Source organism: Planomicrobium sp. MB-3u-38, from assembly GCF_002836425.1.
In the GTDB taxonomy this organism is placed as follows: Bacteria; Bacillota; Bacilli; order Bacillales_A; family Planococcaceae; genus Planococcus; species Planococcus okeanokoites.
Window position 1 is genome coordinate 1 of record NZ_PJBO01000067.1, and the last position, 20164, is coordinate 20164.

Genomic DNA, 20164 nt, shown 5'->3' on the forward strand with positions numbered 1-20164 from the left:
AAATATTAATCATTTTTATTCTTGCTACTGGTTTTTTCTGTTATTTTACATTACATTTAAAAAGTTGAGAAAATTACAATAATTTATTAGGAGGAATAATTTTGAATAAAAAAATACTGACCAGCACGGCTATTGCAGCGGTTCTTGGATTTACTGCATTTACGGGCAGCGGATTTGCGACCGCCTCCACAGCCCAATCAGAAGAATTATTAACACAATTCAAGAGCACTCTTGGCGGCGCACCCATCGATGCAGGAATTGCAAATGATGAAAAGCTGATTGAAATGCTGAAGAAAAATGGCACTTTGGCAAAAGATGCCGGTCCAGCAGAAGCAAACAAAGCTCTCGAATCATTTTTAGCTGCTAAAGAAGCAAGCGCTGCCAATGATAAGGCAAATACGCCTTTCGAGAAAAAGCATGAAAACCATTTGAAAGATAAAGCTAATAACAATGGCATGACAAGCGGCAAAGGCAATAAGCTTGGCCAAGCCAAGAAAAACACAGTCGATTCAGTAAAAGAAGAAGCTTACAGCGGTGAAGTTCGTGAAGATAAAGTACTTGTACTTGCTATTGACTTCCCGGATTATCCAGCCAGCTCGATCACTAAAGAAGAAACGGATATGTTCTATGAAGATTATCCGATCAGCCATTTCCAGGACATGGTTTTCGGTTCTGACGGCTATGAAGGGCCGAATGGTGAAAATATTATTTCCATGAAACAATATTACGAGCAGCAATCCGGCGGCAGCTATACACTGGATGGCACAGTAGCCGGATGGTATACAGCTGACCACCCAGCAGCTTATTATGGCGGTAACATTCCCGCTCCGGACGGCAGCGATGCAAAACCTCGGAATTTGGTTTACGAAGCATTAACAAAAGCAGGACAGGATCCTAACGTTGACCTTTCTGAATACGACGTTTGGGACCGTGACGATTATGATGGCGATGGCGTCTATAATGAGCCGGACGGCATTATCGATCACTTGATGGTCGTCCATGCAGGCGTTGGTGAAGAAGCAGGCGGCGGTAAATTGGCCGGCGATGCAATCTGGTCTCACCGTTGGAATCTTGGCGGCTTAGTCGCTGTTCCAGGCGCGTCTTCTACAAGCGATCGTTTCGGCGGCCAACTGGCAGCTTACGATTACACTATTGAACCTGAAGATGGTGCAGTAGGCGTATTTGCACACGAATTCGGCCATGACTTGGGTCTGCCGGATGAATACGATACACAGTACACAGGAGCTGGCGAACCGGTTTCTTACTGGTCCATCATGTCTAGCGGAAGCTGGGCAGGAGCTATTCCAGGTACACAGCCTACTGGATTCAGCCCTTACGCGAAAGAATTCCTTCAAAATGCCCATGGCGGCAACTGGTTGAGCGGAACGACTTTGCAAGCGGATGATATTACCGCTGAAGGAACTTCTGTTTTATTGGATGAAGGTGTAACAAAAGGAACAAATAATGACACCGTGCGCATCGACTTGCCGGATAAAGCAACCGTAGTAAATGAACCTTTCAGCGGAGAAACTGAATACTTCAGTGGTCAAGGAAATAACTTGGATAACTCAATGTCTGTCGAAGTTGACCTGACTGATGCTGCAGCAGCTTCTTTGAATTTCAAAGCCTGGTACGATATTGAACAGGATTGGGATTATGCTTCCGTTAAAGTGAACGGCGAGTCAATTGAAGGAAATCTTACAACCACCACTAATCCTTATGACCAGAATCCGGGTCACGGAATCACCGGTTCTTCAAACGGCTGGGTTGATGCAAACTTTGACCTTTCAGCTTATGCAGGTCAAAAAGTGACAGTCGAATTGAATTATTGGACAGATGTCGCTGCCATTCATCCTGGTTTCTATGCTGATGACCTGACAATCACTGCAGATGGCACTACAGTACTTTCTGACGATGCAGAAGAAGAATCTGCATTCAATCTTGATGGCTTCACGAAGGATTCAGGTGAATTCTTCTCTGAACAGTACTACTTATTGGAGTGGCGCTCGCATAACGGAGTTGACGAAGGCCTCGCCAACATCCGCCGCGGTGCAAGCCTGATGAGTTTTGATCAAGGGATGCTTGTATGGTACGTCGATCCTTCTTACAGTGATAACTGGACTGGCGCTCATCCGGGTGAAGGTTTCCTTGGATTAGTCGATGCAGATCAGCATACGAATTACTGGAGCGACGGATCAGTTGCTGATACACGCTATCAGTTGAATGATGCTGCTTTCAGCTTAGAAAAATCAAGCAAGATGTATCTTGATTATACAGATTTGCTTGGAGTTACATTAAGAGACAACTATACTAAACGCAATCCATTGTTCGATGACAGCTCGGATTACAGCAATCCTGGTTTAGTCGATGCAGGACGCAATGTGCCGACATACGGACTTCAATTCCGCGTTTCCGGAAAAAGTTCTGATGGCACAGTCGGACAAGTGTTGATCACTAAATAAAATAGAAAACAGCTGTGCAACAGAAATTTTGCACAGCTGTTTTTTTGCTTTAAGAAGCATCAGTAAATAATCACCAAAAAAAGCGAAAGAGGCTCTCTTACGAGAAGTCCTCTTTCGCTTTATTTTTTCGCCTTATGCACTTTCAATGTCTTGCCTTTGATTGTTTTGTTTTTCATCTCTTTTAAAACCATTGGGCCTTTGCCGTTAAGGATGTCGATATATGTCACTGTATCCTGGATCTTAATGATGCCGATATCTTCAGCTGTAACACCAGGAATGCTGGTCAATGTTCCGACGAAATCAAAGGCACGCAATTTCTTCTTTTTGCCGCCATTGAAATAGAGCTTCATAATATCCTTGTTTACCTGCTCGTTCTTGTTGCGTTTAAGCTGCGGGCGGCTTTCAAGTTTTTCAGTGAAAGCTTCTTCCGCTGTACGCACCTCTTCTATGGAAGGCGCAGTTTTTTCAGGAATTTCAAATCCGATATATGCCTCAATTTCAGCCAGGAACTTATCTTCATTCGGCGTCAAAAAGCTGATCGCTTTACCTGTTTTTCCGGCGCGTCCTGTGCGGCCTGCACGGTGGACATAGCTTTCCTTCTCAAGGGGAATATCATAGTTGACAACATGCGTGATGCTGTCGATATCGATGCCTCTTGCCGCTACATCTGTCGCAACCAAATAACGGAATTCTCCACGTTTGAAGTCATTCATTACAGCGAAACGATCTTCCTGCACCATACCGCCGTGCAATTTATCACAGGTATAATAATGCTTTTCAAGCTGCTCCATCACAAAATCGACATTATCTTTAGTCCGGCAGAAAATGATGCAGCTATCCGGATTTTCAACGATGGTCACATCACGCAATAAAGCGAATTTCTGCTTTTCCGCAACACGGATCAAATAATGTTCAATTTGGTTTTTCAATGTTTCAGTTGAAGCGATTTCAATATGTTCAGGCTGATTCATATACTTTTGCTGCAATTTCTCCACGTTTTCAGGCAATGTTGCTGAGAACAGCATCGTCATACGCTGTTTCGGCAGCTTATTGATGATGGCTTCCACTTGGTCGATGAAGCCCATATTCAGCATTTCATCCGCTTCATCCAATACCAGAAATTCGATGCGGTCGAGTTTCAGCGTCCCGCGCTCGATGTGGTCAAGCACACGGCCTGGAGTACCTACAACCACGTGGCATTTCTGTTTCAATTCGGCCTGCTGATAGGCAAATGGCTGCTTGCCGTAGACCGCTGCCGCTTTGATGCGTTTGAAACGTCCGATATTGGTGATGTCTTCTTTGACCTGATCCGCCAATTCACGCGTAGGTGTCAGAATCAAAGCCTGCGGTTTGTTTTCTTCCCAATCGACCATTTCACAGATTGGTATACCGAAGGCGGCGGTTTTCCCGCTCCCTGTCTGTGACTTTACAGCGATATCCGTTTTCTGCAATGCAACAGGAATCACTTTTTCCTGCACTTCCGTCGGCTCTTTATAGCCAAGCCCCTCAAGTGCCCTTAAAATCGGTTCACTTATTTTATAATCTTTGAAATCCTTGCTGTCCATGTATAATTCTCCTTCTCCGTCCAAAACCTCAGATAGTTCCATTATGGCATGGATTTTAGGCATTCTTCAATAAACGATTATTAAGTTTAATTTAAGCTTTTATTGATCCAGCAGACTGACGGAAACTTTAACATCAAGAGACTGGCTGCCACCGCGGTAAACGCCTTGAACAGGGCTTACATCATTGTAGTCGCGTCCAACGCCGACACGGATATGGTTTTCGAGCGCTTCCACATTGTTTGTCGGATCAAGTCCGACCCATCCGACTCCCGGCACCATAAACTCCACCCATGCGTGGCTGGCCGCATCGCCGACCAGTGCCGAGTTTTCACCGACATACAGATAACCGCTGACATAACGTGCGGGAATATGCTTGCTCCGCAAAATTCCCAGCATGACATGGGTGATGTCCTGGCAAACTCCTTTACGCAAATCAAAGGATTCCGATGCTTTTGTGGATACATCCGTCGACTCGCCATTATAAGTGAAGTGATCATGAATGAAATTCATGACATCTAAGGCGTATTGAACGGGGTTATCGAATTTCCCCAGCTCCCGGTCGACCTGCTCAATCTGTTCCGGATTCAAATAGGTATAGGCAGTGTTGCTTAAGTATGCCAAATAATGCTCTCCGAATAATTTGGAATGAAAGATTGCGCGCATTTCCGGTGAATAATCGATTTGATGGATGAACGGGCTTTTTTGGATACTGACAATGGAAGTTGTTTTGACTTCCAGATGCTGATGGTGTTCCGCGATGAAAAAGGTCTCAACGTTATTGCCCCATATATCGATGTGTTCCTTTGTCAATGAGGCCGGGGTGATGTCAGCACGATAAGACAGCAGTCGCTGAACTTCATCTGTTCTCGGTTTCAACCGGATGGAATTCATGCTTTGGTCTACAACCGTGTCGTACTTAAAGATATTGGTGTGCTCGATTTTATATTTCATAGAAGTGATTCCTTTCGCACTCTCCGTCTGGGTTTGGGTGCTCTTGTAGTTTTCGCTGTCAGGATCGATAAGGTAGTATGTCTTGGAAAAAATCTGGCCGATTTCATTGCAGCCATTTTGGAATTCATTTAAAAAATTCATCATGTCCTGCTGTTCTAAATCCTGAAAATTAAAATCATCAAAATCAGCAGTCAGCTGATCAATTTTCGCAAACAGTTCCCAGGAATAATGGGATACTTTGCCGTCTTCCAATTTGACGATCGCTTCCCGCATATGATTCAGACAATAGCGGATAGAGCGGGGGAAGCTTGAATTGGAAACCAGGAAAGCCAGCACAAGGGAAGGGTCCATTTTCGGCGGATTCGCCTTCAGATACGCATCGTACCCATTTGTCATACGGAGAGCCGCAAGCCAGTAATAATAATCTTCCGACTGCTGCGCTGCAGACCTCGCCAGTGTACGTTCACAAACCACGTTAAGGATTCGCGCGGTTTTTTCAGCCCGTTCCAGCCATTTCCCAATTTTGATCATCTGGTACTCGACACCGCGTGACATGGATGATTCCACGATGCCTTGGGAAGTTAATGCAGTGTTTTTGACTTTTTGCAGAAATTGCTGCATTTCACGGACAGAAAGATTTTCTGTATCCATATCCTGCAGCGTCAAATAGCATCTGTTCCAGACTTCCCAATAATCATCTGTAATATGGTCCCGGCTGACCCGGGCATTTTCACGGATGAAACGGACACAGCTTGCCACAGAGTTGAAATTCTCTTCTTCCATGGCAAGATAATAAACAAGCTGATCTTCGTTATAAGCAGGCAAGGACTTGATATATTCCATCATATCTGTTGAAGCGCAAATTTCATATATAAGCTTCCAATCATCATCCCTGACCAATTCTTCGTCAGATGCTTCAATCATCTGCAATAATTGTACATCCAAAATGCGCGCGTTGTTCTCGGCGCGTTCCGCGTTTCTCGACATCCAGTATAAGGAATTTGCAACTCGGCTCAGCATTCAGGAATCTCCTCCTTCTTCTTTTTTCTTAAAGACCCACGTATCTTTACCGCCGCCGCCCTGTGAAGAGTTGACGACCAATGAGCCTTCTTTAAGAGCGACACGGGACAAGCCGCCCGGCAGGACGTTCGTTTCTTTTCCGCGCATCACAAAAACCCTCAAATCCACATGGCACGGATAAAATTTTTCACCCTGATAAGCGGGAGCACGGGATAATTTAATGGTAGGCTGTGCGATATATTGATGAGGCGATTCAATGATCTTCTCACGGAATATCTCGATCATTTCTTTGGAAGCGTGGGGGCCGACCAGCATATCGTATCCGCCGGAAGCACCTACATTTTTCACCACCAGCTCTTCAAGATGATCAAGCACCCATTCCCGCTCTTCTTCATTTTCCAGAAGATAGGTTTTCACATTATCGATCAATGGCTCCTCGTCCAGATAATAGCGGATCATTTCGGGCACGTAAGCATAAATCGCCTTATCGTCCGCAACGCCATTGCCAATCCCGTTGAGAATGGCGACATTGCCATTTCGATAGGCCTGCAATAAACCCGGTACCCCTAATGCCGAATCTTCTTTGAATGCTTCGGGATCCAGAAAATCATCATCGATGCGGCGATAAATGATGTCCACTCTTTTCAAACCGCGAATCGATTTCATATATACGATATTTTTCTTAACGACCAAATCGCGGCCTTCTACCAGATCGATGCCCATTTGCTGGGCAAGGAAAAGATGATCGTAGTAAGCCGAATTGTACATTCCTGGTGTCAGCAGCACAGCAAAAGGCTTGCCTTTTTGAGTGGCTGGCGCATGATCAAGGATGGCTTGATGCATATGGGTCATTTGATGTTCAAGAGTTTGAACAGAATGTTTAGCAAAAAATTCAGGGTAAACTTGCCTCATTACATACCGGTTCTGGTATACATAGGACATCCCTGACGGATTGCGAAGATTATCCTCAAGCACGTGGTATTTACCGTGTTCATCCCGAATCAGGTCGATTCCCGCGAGGAAGATATGGTTTTTCAGAGGAATTTCAATTCCTTTTACCTGTTTTTCGTAATAATACGGATTTTCTTCAATCAGATTTCTTGGTACAATGCCGTCCTGAAGAATCTTTTGATCTCCGTAGACATCTTCAAGAAAAAGATTTAATGCTTCTGCACGCTGAATCATCCCTTTTTCGACAATTTCCCATTCTTCAGGCGGAATGATGATCGGCACAAAATCGAAAGGCATAGTTCTTTCAGTTCCTACATTATTATTATAGACAGTGAACGTGATGCCTTGCCGGAGGAAAGATAATTGAGCGGTCTCATGCTTTTCGCGCAATTCCTCCTCACTGAAATGCTGGAGCAATTGAAAGAAATTTCTATAATGAGGCTTCGGCTGCTTATCTTCTTCAAACATTTCATCGTAAAAAGGTTTTACAGTATAAGATTGAAACATAATTGGCCTCCTCTTTTCATTTCATAATATTCAGTTAATTCTGTTAAAAAAAATACCACTCACTAGCTGCGAGTGGTAGTTCCCTGTTGTATCCTTCTTTACTTGTCGAAAGTTGTATCGCTCTTATCCTTTTTCGACGAATCTTCATCAATCCCTTTTTTTAAGGAATCGGTGTATTCTGTGCTGCCGCCAAATGCTCCGCCGCTCGGCGTCGAATCATTGAACGGGCTGCCTGTTTTGCCAGCTTCACTTTGTTTGGAAGAGCCAGTGTTTGTTGATGAAGTTGAACCGGATTTTGAGTTCTCGCCAACTTCATCCTGCAGGGTTTTATCTGCTTTATCGAGCATATCCTTTTCCTGGTCCATCATCTTTTGCTGGCTGTCAATTGCATTCTTGACCTGGTCAACCGCTTTTGAGACATAAGGTTTTGCTTTATCAACCAATCCACCGGACTGCTCATTGAAACGGTCCAGCCCTTTTTTCACGTTTTCTTTCATATTGCCGGATTGTGAAGTTCCGGATGTTCCGGCAGAAGTGCCGTTGGAGTCCACTTTTTTCTGAGCCATAGCGGAACCGATTGCCGCTCCTATACCTAATAAGACTAATTTCCCGAACATACCGCCTGATCGTTTTGCCATTGGAATCTCTCCTCCTCAGTATTTAAATACACTGTGTTCTTATTATTTACTATCCCAGGGTAACTTAAACATTTTTCCTACTAAAAAAGACACACTGATTTTCTGCCAGGTGTCTTGTGTAGGGAAATTCATCCTATTAAATCTTGCCTTCCTGCTGCAGCACCTTTTCGAAAGCCTCCACAACTTCTGGATCGTATTGGATGCCAGAAAGGCTGCGGATTTCCTCCATTGCATACTCAGAGGTATAAGCTTTGCGGTAAGAGCGATCTTCAGTCATCGCATCGAACGTATCGCAGACACCAATGATTTTTGCTTCCAGCAGGATTTCGTCCGCTTTCAAACCGAATGGATAGCCTCTGCCATTAATGCGCTCGTGATGTTGTTCCACTATATCAGCAAGCTTTTTATAAGCTGTTTTCCGGAGCATATCTGCGCCATCGCCCGGATGCTTTTTAATCATGTCGAATTCTTCATTCGTCAATTTACCCGGTTTATTCAAAACTTCTTCCGGAATGTTTATTTTACCGATATCATGAAGGATGGAAGCGATGAATAGATCGTCAACCCTTTGTCTGTCCAATTTCATTTTTGAAGCAGTTTTAACGGCAAACTTTGAAACTCTTGAGCTATGGCGATAAGTATATTTATCTTTTCTTTCCACTATCTCACCAATTTTTCTCAACTCTTTTATATCTTCGCTTAGTGAATGAAAAACCATGGCATTAGAGATGGAGAGAAACGTCACATCACTTTTAGCAGTGATTTGTAAAACTTCTTCCAGATTTTTCACTGAAATTAAATCATCCGGACCGAGCATTGTAACTTCACCGTTTAATTTCAGTTCCATTTCGCCATTCAATATATAGAAAAATTCCTGGACATCAGCCTCGTCGCTTGGAAAAAGCATCATTAACTTATCTTTTTGAACGGTCTGCTTCATAATTTCCATTCCACCGCCACGACCTAAAAGGCTCAAAGAATTCGAGTCATTTGTGACTGTTTCTAGATATCCATTCTTTAGTATGTCCAAGCCTTTCACAAATACACGTCCTTCCAAAAAAAAGTACTATAAGGGTTTGAATATACCCTAATAGTACTTTATCTACTGCATATTAGACAACATAATTTTACCAGTCAATCACTTTAATCGGATCGATCATTCTTTCACGGTCAGCGAATTGAACTGGAATCCAAACCATTTCGACAGTCAGGCCGGATGCTGTTGCCTTTTCCATCCCTTGGAACGTCATAGCCTGTGTTCTTGTGTTCAAAGCAGCAATTTCTGCTTCAACTTTCGAATCATAATTATTCCATGCATCGGATTTCTTCTGTTTATCAGAAACTCCGGAAACTTCTACTAAATAATCTCCATACATTTCTTCTGCCAATGCCTGCACTCTAGCGATTTCTGCATAAATTTCGTTGTTCACTCTGTATACTTCTGCCAAAGCGGTTGCTGTTTCTGAATTTACGGCTGGCTGTCCGGTCGTTTCAGCAAACCCTCCGCCCGTAAATGCAGTAAAGATCAATAGCAATGAAAAAAGTGCAGTGATTGAATATTTCTTCAACATTCTGTTTCCTCCCCTTTTCCCTGATAAAGCTTGAATATAATAAGGGTTATCCATAGAAAATGTACCTATTATACTGCAAGCACCTCACGTATAAGTATAAATGAACTAGGCACAAAGAACAATATGAACTTGAAAATTTTACAAAATAAACAAGCCGGAATTATTCCGGCTTATCTCTTTACGGCAGTACTGTCGCGCCCATTAAATAACGGTCGCATTCCCTTGCGGCTTCTCGCCCTTCGTTGATTGCCCAGACAATCAGACTTTGTCCGCGGCGCATATCGCCAGCTGCAAAAATCCCTTCAGCACTGGTTGCATACTTTCCATATTCCGCCTTCACACATGAATTTGGCTCAGTCGCGACATCCATCTGCTGAATCAGAGCTTGTTCAGGTCCGCTGAATCCGATGGCAATCAGCACCAGATCCGCTTTCCATACTTTTTCTGTGCCGGGAATTTCCTCCCGTACCCGATTGCCTTCTTCATCAATACGCAATTTCACATTGACTGTATGGACTTCTTTGACATTTCCTGTGTCATCTCCAACAAACTTTTTCGTCATTACAGCATATGCCCGCGGATCTTCCCCAAAAGCGGCTGCAGCTTCTTTATGGCCGTATTCGATGCGGTGAACTTTTGGATATTGCGGCCACGGATTGCCCTGCTCATCACGGATTGCACCTTTTTTGTCATAGACGTCGAATTGGACAAGACTCTCACAGTCGTGGCGTACAGCTGTAGCAAGACAATCTGTACCAGTATCGCCGCCTCCTATGACAATGACGTTTTTGCCTTCAGCTGAGATGAAATTCCCGTCTTCGAAATTCGAATCCAATAAGCTCTTTGTGCTGGCGTGCAGAAAATCCATGGCATAATGGATGCCGCCAAGCTCACGACCCTCCACTTGAAGGTCCCGGTGAACCGTTGAACCGGTGCACATGATGATCGAATCAAAATCCTCTTTCAATTGATCAGCGGCATAGTTCTTGCCGATCTCAATATTCGTTTTGAAAGTGATGCCTTCCTGTTTCAGAATTTCCACCCGGCGGACCACCATTTCATAAGGCAGTTTCATTTCAGGTATTCCGTAAGTCAGCAAGCCGCCAACCCGGTCATTTTTTTCAAAGACAGTAACCCAGTGGCCCGCTTTGTTCAATTGCGCCGCAGCTGCAAGTCCAGCCGGACCTGAGCCGATGACCGCCACATGTTTGCCGGTGCGCGTTTCAGGCGGTTCGGGCACGACCCAGCCTTCTTCAAAACCACGTTCAATAATCGACCGTTCAACTGTTCTGATGGCTACCGGCGGTTCATTGATGCCGAGAACACATGACCCTTCGCACGGTGCCGGACAAGCTGTCCCTGTAAACTCAGGGAAATTATTCTTCAAATGTTCACGGTGCAGCGCTTCTTTCCACTGCCCTCTGTAAACCAGATCATTCCATTCAGGAATCAGGTGATTGACCGGACAGCCGGTCGTCACATTTTCCAATTCCATGCCGGTATGGCATGTCGGCACACCGCAGTCCATGCAGCGCGCTCCCTGCTTCTGAACTTCTTCATTAGTTAACGGAATCGTGTAATCATTCCAGTCGCGCGTCCGATCTGCGGGGTCACGTTCTTTCAGCGTCTGCCTGTTATATTCCATAAATCCGGTGCTTTTCCCCATCATATCCCTCCCTGATTAATTCTCTTAAAAGAAATTTTCTATTTTATGCTTTCAGACATCTTGCTTTCTTCAAAAGCTGCCATTTCGGCATCAAATTTTGTCATGCCGCTGTTCTGCAGTTTGCTGATGCGGTCATTGATCTGCAAATAAGCTTTTGGAATGACACGGATGAATTTTGCCGAGAATATTTCCCAATGCTCCAAAATCCGTTTAGCATTCAAACTTCCCGTATAGCGGAAATGTCTGTCGATCATTTCACGCAGTTCTTCAATTTCCTGCGGCTCCGCTAAAGGCTGCAGGTAGACCATATCCGTATTGCAATGCTGGCTGAAACGTTCTCCTTCATCCAGCACATAGGCGATGCCCCCGGACATTCCAGCCGCAAAGTTCTTGCCCGTATTGCCAAGAATAACTACTCGGCCGCCGGTCATATATTCACAGCCATGGTCGCCGACGCCTTCAACTACAATATCAGCACCGCTGTTTCGGACAGCAAAACGCTCTCCGGCTATTCCGTGGATATATGCTTCGCCAGCGGATGCGCCGTAGAAAGATACATTTCCGATAATGATATTTTTTTCAGGAATAAAAGTAGAATCGGCTGCCGGTTTTACAATGATCTTCCCGCCTGACAAGCCCTTTCCAACGAAATCATTTGAATCTCCGATTAATGTCATTGTCATCCCGCGGGGAATGAATGCACCGAAACTTTGGCCGGCTGAACCCTGGAAATTCAAGTTGATCGTATCTTCAGGCAGCCCTTCAGCGCCGTAGCGTCTTGAAATTGCACTGCCGATGATCGTTCCTGTGGCACGATGGATATTGCGGATGGCTGTCGTCACTTCAACCGGCTCACCCGTTTCTATCGCATTGCCACAGCGCGGCAGAAGCTCTTGGTAATCCAAGGTTTGGTTCAGTCCGTGATCTTGTTTTACGGTAGCGTAACGCCCGACTTTGTCCGGAAGATCCGGCTGGTAAAGCAGCGCAGAGAAATCGACGCCTTTTGCTTTCCAATGGTCGATGGCTTCATTCACTTCCAAAACGTCCGTTCTTCCGATCATTTCATTGATTGAGCGGAATCCGAGCTGAGCCATTAATTCGCGTGCCTCCTGAGCGATAAAGCGCATGAAGTTGACGACATGTTCCGGGTCTCCGCCATATTTTTTCCGGAGCTCCGGATTTTGAGTTGCAATACCGACAGGGCACGTATCCATATGGCAGACGCGCATCATGACGCAGCCAAGCACGACAAGTGGCGCTGTTGAAAAGCCATATTCCTCGGCTCCCAGGAGAGCCGCCATCACAACGTCACGTCCTGTCATCATTTTGCCGTCCGTTTCCACGACAATTCGGTCACGCAGTCCGTTCAATAGAAGAGTCTGGTGCGTTTCCGCCAGTCCGATCTCCCATGGCAGGCCAGTGTGTTTCAAACTCGTTTTCGGAGCTGCTCCAGTACCGCCGTCGTATCCGCTGATCAACACCAGATCCGCGCGCCCTTTTGCAACCCCGGCCGCTATCGTTCCAACTCCCACTGCAGAAACCAGTTTTACGCTGATGCGTGCATAAGGATTGGCATTTTTCAGGTTAAAGATCAATTCCGCTAAATCTTCGATGGAATAAATATCGTGGTGCGGCGGCGGAGAAATCAGCTCCACGCCAGTCGTTGAGCCGCGGACTTCTGCAATCCACGGGTACACTTTCTTGCCCGGCAGATGGCCGCCTTCCCCCGGTTTTGCACCTTGCGCCACTTTAATCTGGATCTCATCCGCATTGACCAGATAATGGCTTGTTACCCCAAAACGGCCTGAAGCCACTTGCTTGATTGCGCTTCTGCGGTTTGTGCCGTCTTCATCCGGAATGAAACGGGAAATTTCTTCTCCACCTTCACCGGAATTGCTGCGTCCTCCGATTTTATTCATGGCAACAGCAAGCGCTTCGTGCGCTTCTTTGCTGATCGATCCATAAGACATCGCACCGGTTTTGAAACGCGCACAGATTTCCTCAACAGTTTCCACTTCTTCCAGCGGCACAGGTGCCCGGTCCTTGAACTTCAGCAGCCCGCGCAGCGATTGGAGATTCGATTTTTCATCTGTCAGCAGTGCCGAGTATTTTTTAAAAACGTTAAAATCATTGGTTCTGCAGGCCAGCTGCAACGTGTGGATCGTTTTCGGATTGTATTGATGATCTTCGCCATTCTCGCGGTATTGGAATTCATCGCCGGATTCCAGTTCACCATCGCTGCCCGCCTGTTCGGGGTAAGCTCTTGCATGCCGCATGAGCACTTCAGTCCCGATCATATCAAGACCGATGCCTCCCAGCCTTGATGATGTCCGCGTAAAATATTTGTCGATGACATCAAGGCGAATGCCGACAGCTTCGAAAATCTGGGCTCCCCGGTAACTTTGAATTGTGGAAATCCCCATTTTCGACAGCACTTTGATGATTCCGTCAGTAACAGCTTTTATATAACCGCTTTCAGCCTGGAGATAATCCCTGTCCTGAATATCTTCCGTTTCAATCAAATGACGGATGGTGTCAAATGCCAAATAAGGGTTGATGCCTTCAGCGCCATATCCAAGAAGCACCGCAAAATGATGAACTTCTCTTGGTTCTGCCGATTCAAGCAATACACTCATTTTCGTTCGGATTCCTTCACGAATCAAATGATGATGCAAACCGGAAACTGCAAGTAAGGCAGGTATCGCGGCATATTCTCTATTGGCTCCCCTATCTGACAGAATTAATAAGACAGCACCATCTGTAAAAGCTGCATCCGCTTCCTCAAATAAGCCTTCAAGCCGTTTTTCCATCGCTTCGGCTCCGCCGGAAACAGGGAATAAAATTGACAGCGTCACTGCTTTAAATTCACTTAACGGATTGAATTTCAATTTTTGCAATTGCTGATTTGTAAGCAGCGGTGTTTCGAGCCGTATATGCCGGCTGCTTGCCGGAGTCGGTTCCACCAGATTGCCTTCCGCTCCGATTGTCGTCCGGGCTGCCGTAATGATTTGTTCACGAATCGCGTCAATCGGCGGATTTGTGACTTGAGCGAATAATTGTTTGAAGTAATTGTAAAGAAGCTGAGGTTTCTTGGACAGTACGGCCAACGGTGAATCATAACCCATTGAACCGACCGGATCTTTGCCCTCAGTCGCAAGTGGTTTAATGATTTTTTGGACTTCTTCCATGGTATAGCCGAATGCCAATTGTTGTTTGATCAACGATTCCGTAACGTCATAGTTCTCTTGAACTTCAGGATCCGGCAAATCTTCCAAATCGAACATATTCTGTTCTACCCAGTCTTTATAAGGCAGTTCAGCTGCAATCTGCAGTTTGATCTCTTCATCCGGGATGATTTTTCCTTCATCCAAATCAACCAGCAGCATTTTACCCGGGCGCAAACGGTCTTTATAGATGATATCGTCTGAAAAAATGTCCAAAGCGCCAACTTCAGACCCCAGAACGATCATGCCGCTTTTGGTCACATAATAACGTGCCGGACGAAGGCCGTTGCGGTCCAGGCAAGCGGCAATTTGATTGCCATCAGTGAATACGAGTGCTGCAGGGCCGTCCCATGGTTCCATCAAGGTACTGTGGAATTCATAGAAATCCCTTTTCTCTTTTTTGATGGTCGGATCATTAACCCATGGTTCCGGCACCATCATCATTGCCGTATGGGCAAGCGACCGTCCTGATAAATGAAGAAATTCAAAGCAATTGTCGAACATCGAGGAATCACTTCCGCTCTCATCGATGACCGGCAGCACTTTCTTCAAGTCTTCATCATTAAAATATGGTGAACTGCACAAGGCTTGGCGCGCGCGCATCCAATTGACGTTGCCTCGCAATGTATTGAATTCACCATTATGTATGGAATAACGGTTCGGGTGGGATCTTTGCCAGCTGGGAAATGTATTGGTGCTGAAACGTGAGTGGACTAATGCCAACGCCGATTTGAATTCGGGGTGGTTGAGGTCGATGTAAAAAGAATCCAATTGTTCGGGTATGAGCATCCCTTTGTAAACGATTGTCCCTGCCGATAGACTGCTGAAGTAGACATCCCTGAAATCAGGATCAGAACCCATTTCCTGTTCAATTCTCTTACGGATGATGTAAAGCCTTCTTTCAAGATCCATCCGCCCTTCGAGGTTGTCAGCCGCTTCGATGAAAACCTGCCTGATGACCGGTTTTGTTTTTGTTGCTACTTTACCGACAAATGAATCATTGACTGGAACCGGCCGCCAACCGAGACATTGCTGCCCTTCTTCTTCGATGATCCGCTGAATGATTTCTTTCGATTTCATACGGATATCGTAATCCTGCGGCATAAAAATCATGCCGATGCCATACTTGCCTTCAGCCGGAAGGGTGATGCCCTCTTTTTCACATTGTTTCTGGAAAAAGCGGTGGGGAATCTGTGTAAGAATTCCTGCTCCATCACCTGTACTCGTATCAGACGACTGGCCACCTCTATGTTCGAGGTTGCAAAGGATATTGACAGCATTCTGAACAATCGAGTGAGATTTTTCACCATTTATATTCGCAATCATTCCAATGCCGCAAGCTTCATGCTCCTGATCTGGATTATAAAGTCCCTGGGCATTCGGGTACTCTCTTTTTATCATAATGTTTCCCCCTCTAACACAGTGAAGTGTCATAATATTAGGATAGTATATCATAAAAACTGAATAAATATAAAATTACAACAAATTTTAATAGTCTAAAAATACTGCAAGCGCTTTCATTAATATGATAAAAACAATAAAAAAAACTTCTGTCCGAAGACAGAAGCGTTCAATTATTAACGGGTTCGAAGTCCCGGATGGCGGATAAAAAAGCTTCCCCATATTTTTCGAGTTTATTGGCGCCGACTCCATTGACTTCAAGAAATTCTTCAGCCGTTTTCGGCCGTCTGGCGCACATATCCTGCAAGGATTTATCTGAAAAAATGACAAACGGCGGGACGCCGCCTTGGTCTGCCAGCTCTTTACGGATCTTACGCAGTTCTTCGAAAAGAGGGTCGTTTTCGGAAATCTGCTTCGTCACGACGGCTCCTTTGCGCAAAACCTGCCGTTTGCCGAGCAGTACATCTCTGCCGCCATCAGGAACATAGATGGTCGGGAATGAACCCTGTTCAACCGCAAGCAACTCCTGCGAAATCATGAATTCGATCAAATTGGAAACTTCCTTGGCGCTGTGATGCTTCAGGATTCCATAGGTCGATAGTTTATCAAAGCCGAAATCCAGTATTTTTTTATTGCGCGAGCCTGTCAGCACCTGGGCCGTCATCATCTTGCCGAACTTCTGGCCCATGCGGATGACGCACGACAGCACCATTTGAACATCTTTTGTAACATCGAGGCTTTCGCGGTCATCGATGCAATTTCCGCAATGGCCGCAGTGTCCGGCCGCAGTGTCACCAAAATAATGAATGATGAATTGCTGAAGGCAATTTTCGGTATGGCAATAATCGACCATGCCCTGCAGCTTGACCAGTTCTCCCGGAATCCGGCTCGGATCCTGTGCCTGGTCGATCAGGAAACGCTGTGTTTGAACATCCTGTGATGCATAGAGAACAATACACTCACTTGGCAGTCCATCACGGCCTGCCCGTCCCGCTTCCTGGTAATAGCTTTCCATATTCTTCGGCAGCTGGTAATGCACAACGTACCTGATATTGCTTTTATCGATGCCCATACCAAAGGCATTGGTGGCCACCATGACCGTCACTTCATCGTTAAGGAATTGTTCCTGGCCGGCCCTTCTTTGATCATCCGGCATGCCCGCATGATATTTTGCGGCTTTGATGCCTTTTTTCAGCAGCATTTCATAGACAGAATCCACCGTTTTACGGGTTGCGGCGTATATGATCCCCGCTTCTTTATCATTTTTCTGGACATATTCCTTCAGGAAGCGCTCCCTGTCCTGCCCGCGGATTACTGAAAATGTCAGATTCGCTCGTTCAAAGCCTGTCATGATGGTATGGCGTTCTTCTATATTCAAAATGCGGCAAATATCTTCACGCACTTGAGGTGTCGCGGTTGCAGTCAGCGCCAAGACTGTCGGGTTGTTCGGAAACAGCTCCAACATACGGCTGATCAGCCGATAGCTCGGCCGAAAATCATGTCCCCATTGTGAAATACAATGGGCTTCGTCCACTGCAATCAGCGGCACATGAACTCCCTGTAATTCATTCAGGAACATTTCGTTGTCCAGGCGTTCCGGTGCAATATACAATAATTTTACAGCTCCGCGCTGCACATCATAAAGTGTTTCCCGTACTTCATCAAAATCCATCGAACTATTTATATAAGCAGCCGGGATTCCAGCTGCCAGCAGTGCATCCACTTGGTCTTTCATCAATGAAATCAATGGCGAAACTACGATGGTCGTCCCTTCCATGACCATAGCAGGAATTTGATAGCACATCGATTTCCCGCCGCCTGTAGGCATGACGCAAATCGAATTCGAGCCTTCAAAAACTTGGGATATTGCCTGTTCCTGCCCGGTACGGAATGTTTCATAGCCAAAATAAGTCTGCAGTAATTCTCTTGCTTTTTCCAACAATAGTTAACACTCCTATAACTCGATTCGTACTGCATAGCTTACCATATTTCTGCCGTTTTTTCCTGTTCCGCATCCATAAAAACGCCGAAGGCAAAAGCCTCCGGCGCTTGTTGAAATTTCATGCAATTGATTAAATTCCCGGCAGTTCAGTCCATCAGATTTCAAGATCCCAATGTTTAGCTTCTTCTTCTTTCATCTGCTTCTCGGTTTCCTGCGGATAGACAGTACGGAATTTATGGTTGTCCTGCGGAATCACTTCCACCATCTTGGCGATCATATCTTCTGCATCATACTGATCTTCAAGTGCCTGATCGGCTTCTTCCATATCTTCTTTTTTCGTGAAATGAATCTTTTCATCGTACCATTTCCATTTCGCTTCCGCACTGCGGTCATTAAAGCCAGTATCAAAAGCACCTGGATTGATCGTCGCCACTTGCACGCCAAACTCTTCCAGTTCTTTCCGCATCGTTTTGGCTATTGCTTCAATGGTATGTTTGGTTGCGGTATACGGACCCACATACGGCGTCGACATGATGCCGGCCATCGAAGACATGAAAATGATTTTCCCTTTTCCTTTTTCAACAAATTTCCGCGCAGCAATCTGAGCGGTTTCAAGTGTACTGAAAACGTTGACTTCAAAAAGTTCCCTGAAGTTCATCATCGGCACCTCTCCAAGTGGTCCTCCTTCGTTTACAGCTGCGTTCGCCACGAAGATATCAAAATCATAGTCGTGCATCTGGGCCAGATCCTGTGGATTTTTTATATCCATTTTAAAGATTTCCAATTTCACATTTTCAGCTTCGGCCGCTTCCATCAATGAAGTTACTTGCGGTGCAGTTTCAACAGGGGCAATTACCCGGTAGCCTTTCTTTGCCAGTCCAAGCGCAGTCCCTTTTGCCAGTCCGCTTCCTGCTCCTGTAATAAATATCGTTTTCGGCATGCAAAATCCCTCCTGAGTTTTTCTTTTCCTAATGGATATCTTCCCCTCAGAAATCGGGTTAAACAAATAAATCCGGCTGAATGCTGTAGAAGCATCTTGCCGGACCGCTGGGTGAAGATCATTTCCCCCAGTTTTTATTATCAAATTCAGCCGCATATTTCGCGTATTTCGCCAGGGCATCCCGCAAAGCCTTTTCATTTTTCGCCAGCATGCGTTCTCTGGTCTTCTTCCGCTTGAACCGCATGCCATAAGCCAATTGTGCTTCTTCATTGGCTTCATTCAACGTTCGAAATTCCCAGGCTACATCACCATCAGGGTCTTTGAGCAATGAAGCGAGCAAAGACGTTTTCCGGTAAAGTTCCTCCGTTGTATATTGTTCCTGATCTCTATATAATAAGCCCACGATAATACTGGCGGGGAGCTCATCATCCACTCCTTGCGACAGCTCGGTCAGGAGCTGGATCATCGTGCGCCTGTCACTCGCAAGCGACAGTACATAAAATACATGGGGAATATCTTCAGTTGGGGTTTCTTCAATGAATTCGTCCAGCTCTGCTATCAATTCCTTGGTTTTAAAAAAATCTATGAGTATGCCAAGCCTGTATGTTTGATATAAAGTATAACGCTCCATGGATTAATCGCCTGCTTTTCAAAAAATTAGCTGATTCCTCTAAGCACCCGAGCAATAAGCCGCTCATTTGAATGCTTATATCCTATTTTGACTTTATCACAGAATAAAACGATTCTGACAGCATTACGGCACGGTACAGCATACAATGCAATAAAAAAACCCATTCCTGACATCGGAATGAGTAGCCGTTAAAAAAGCCGCCAGTTATGAAGTTGCCATACCAAAGCTTCCCATGCGCCGTTTCACTTTAATGTAGGATGCCGCTTCCGCTATTTCATCGTGATTCAATGGTTTATCATCCAGCAGCAGATTATAATCTGCAAAACTCGTTAAATTCTGTAAATCCAGATCGATTCTCCGTTCTTCACGGTCGAGTAAATTATCCACTGACACTTCGAAATAATCCGCCAGTCGCGCCAGATGGCTCACAGAAATCTGTTTCTTACCGCTTTCATATGCCCAGACAGTACTCTTGGCGAATCCAATATCATCTGCCAATTTTTCTGGTGATACCCCTTTTTCTTCACGCAATCTTTTTATCTTTTTGCTTAAATCTTCCATTTTAAATAACGCTCCTTCTTTGTTAAAATTCTAACTATTTAAAATATACTGTACATTAATGATATTTACAATATCTTCGTATAATATTTTTAGATGTTTTCGAATATTGTGTGAACTTTTTGGATAATATTCAA

13 protein-coding genes and 1 pseudogene are annotated in these 20164 nt (G+C 45.1%); 1 reads left to right on the top strand and 13 read right to left on the bottom strand.

Going from position 1 to position 20164, the window contains the following annotated elements; all coding sequences use genetic code 11:
- Positions 1–101: 101 nt before the first annotated feature.
- Positions 102–2462, top strand: a complete 2361-nt coding sequence (locus tag CXF70_RS13870; protein WP_369916948.1) for an immune inhibitor A domain-containing protein — start codon at positions 102–104, stop codon at positions 2460–2462.
- 119 nt (positions 2463–2581) lie between these two features.
- Here CXF70_RS13870 and CXF70_RS13875 read toward each other — a convergent pair whose 3' ends face one another.
- The 13 genes and pseudogenes from CXF70_RS13875 to CXF70_RS13930 all read right to left on the bottom strand — a co-directional run bounded on the left by CXF70_RS13875 (position 2582) and on the right by CXF70_RS13930 (position 20030).
- Complete coding sequence (locus tag CXF70_RS13875) at positions 2582–4027, bottom strand: DEAD/DEAH box helicase (protein ID WP_101803178.1); 1446 nt, start codon at positions 4025–4027, stop codon at positions 2582–2584.
- Between the two features lie 99 nt (positions 4028–4126).
- Entirely contained in the window at positions 4127–4978 is an 852-nt protein-coding gene (locus CXF70_RS18580) for a transglutaminase family protein (RefSeq protein WP_369916949.1), read from the bottom strand.
- A gap of 87 nt (positions 4979–5065) precedes the next feature.
- A pseudogene (locus CXF70_RS18585) lies at positions 5066–5998 on the bottom strand (alpha-E domain-containing protein); the annotation flags it as partial.
- On the bottom strand, positions 5999–7456 hold the full coding sequence (locus tag CXF70_RS13885; protein WP_101803180.1) for a circularly permuted type 2 ATP-grasp protein: 1458 nt from the start codon (positions 7454–7456) through the stop codon (positions 5999–6001).
- A gap of 98 nt (positions 7457–7554) precedes the next feature.
- Positions 7555–8094: a hypothetical protein gene (locus tag CXF70_RS13890; RefSeq protein WP_101803181.1), complete on the bottom strand. Its 540-nt coding sequence runs from the start codon at positions 8092–8094 to the stop codon at positions 7555–7557.
- A 136-nt stretch (positions 8095–8230) separates the two neighbouring features.
- Positions 8231–9034, bottom strand: a complete 804-nt coding sequence (locus CXF70_RS13895) for an HD-GYP domain-containing protein (protein ID WP_233208645.1) — start codon at positions 9032–9034, stop codon at positions 8231–8233.
- Positions 9035–9221: 187 nt separating this feature from the next.
- Positions 9222–9665 carry a hypothetical protein gene (locus CXF70_RS13900; RefSeq protein WP_101803182.1) on the bottom strand — a complete coding sequence of 148 codons (444 nt, stop codon included), beginning with the start codon at positions 9663–9665 and terminating at the stop codon, positions 9222–9224.
- 178 nt (positions 9666–9843) lie between these two features.
- A complete protein-coding gene (locus CXF70_RS13905; protein ID WP_101803183.1) occupies positions 9844–11331 on the bottom strand; it encodes a glutamate synthase subunit beta in 1488 nt (495 codons plus the stop codon).
- A 38-nt stretch (positions 11332–11369) separates the two neighbouring features.
- Complete coding sequence (gene gltB, locus CXF70_RS13910) at positions 11370–15956, bottom strand: glutamate synthase large subunit (protein ID WP_101803184.1); 4587 nt, start codon at positions 15954–15956, stop codon at positions 11370–11372.
- A 169-nt stretch (positions 15957–16125) separates the two neighbouring features.
- Positions 16126–17898 carry a DNA helicase RecQ gene (recQ, locus tag CXF70_RS13915; protein WP_101803185.1) on the bottom strand — a complete coding sequence of 591 codons (1773 nt, stop codon included), beginning with the start codon at positions 17896–17898 and terminating at the stop codon, positions 16126–16128.
- 154 nt (positions 17899–18052) lie between these two features.
- Complete coding sequence (locus CXF70_RS13920) at positions 18053–18838, bottom strand: SDR family oxidoreductase (protein WP_084243904.1); 786 nt, start codon at positions 18836–18838, stop codon at positions 18053–18055.
- Positions 18839–18956: 118 nt separating this feature from the next.
- Positions 18957–19469: a hypothetical protein gene (locus tag CXF70_RS13925; RefSeq protein ID WP_101803186.1), complete on the bottom strand. Its 513-nt coding sequence runs from the start codon at positions 19467–19469 to the stop codon at positions 18957–18959.
- Between the two features lie 204 nt (positions 19470–19673).
- A complete protein-coding gene (locus CXF70_RS13930) occupies positions 19674–20030 on the bottom strand; it encodes a helix-turn-helix domain-containing protein (protein WP_101803187.1) in 357 nt (118 codons plus the stop codon).
- Between the last annotated feature and the right edge of the window lie 134 nt (positions 20031–20164).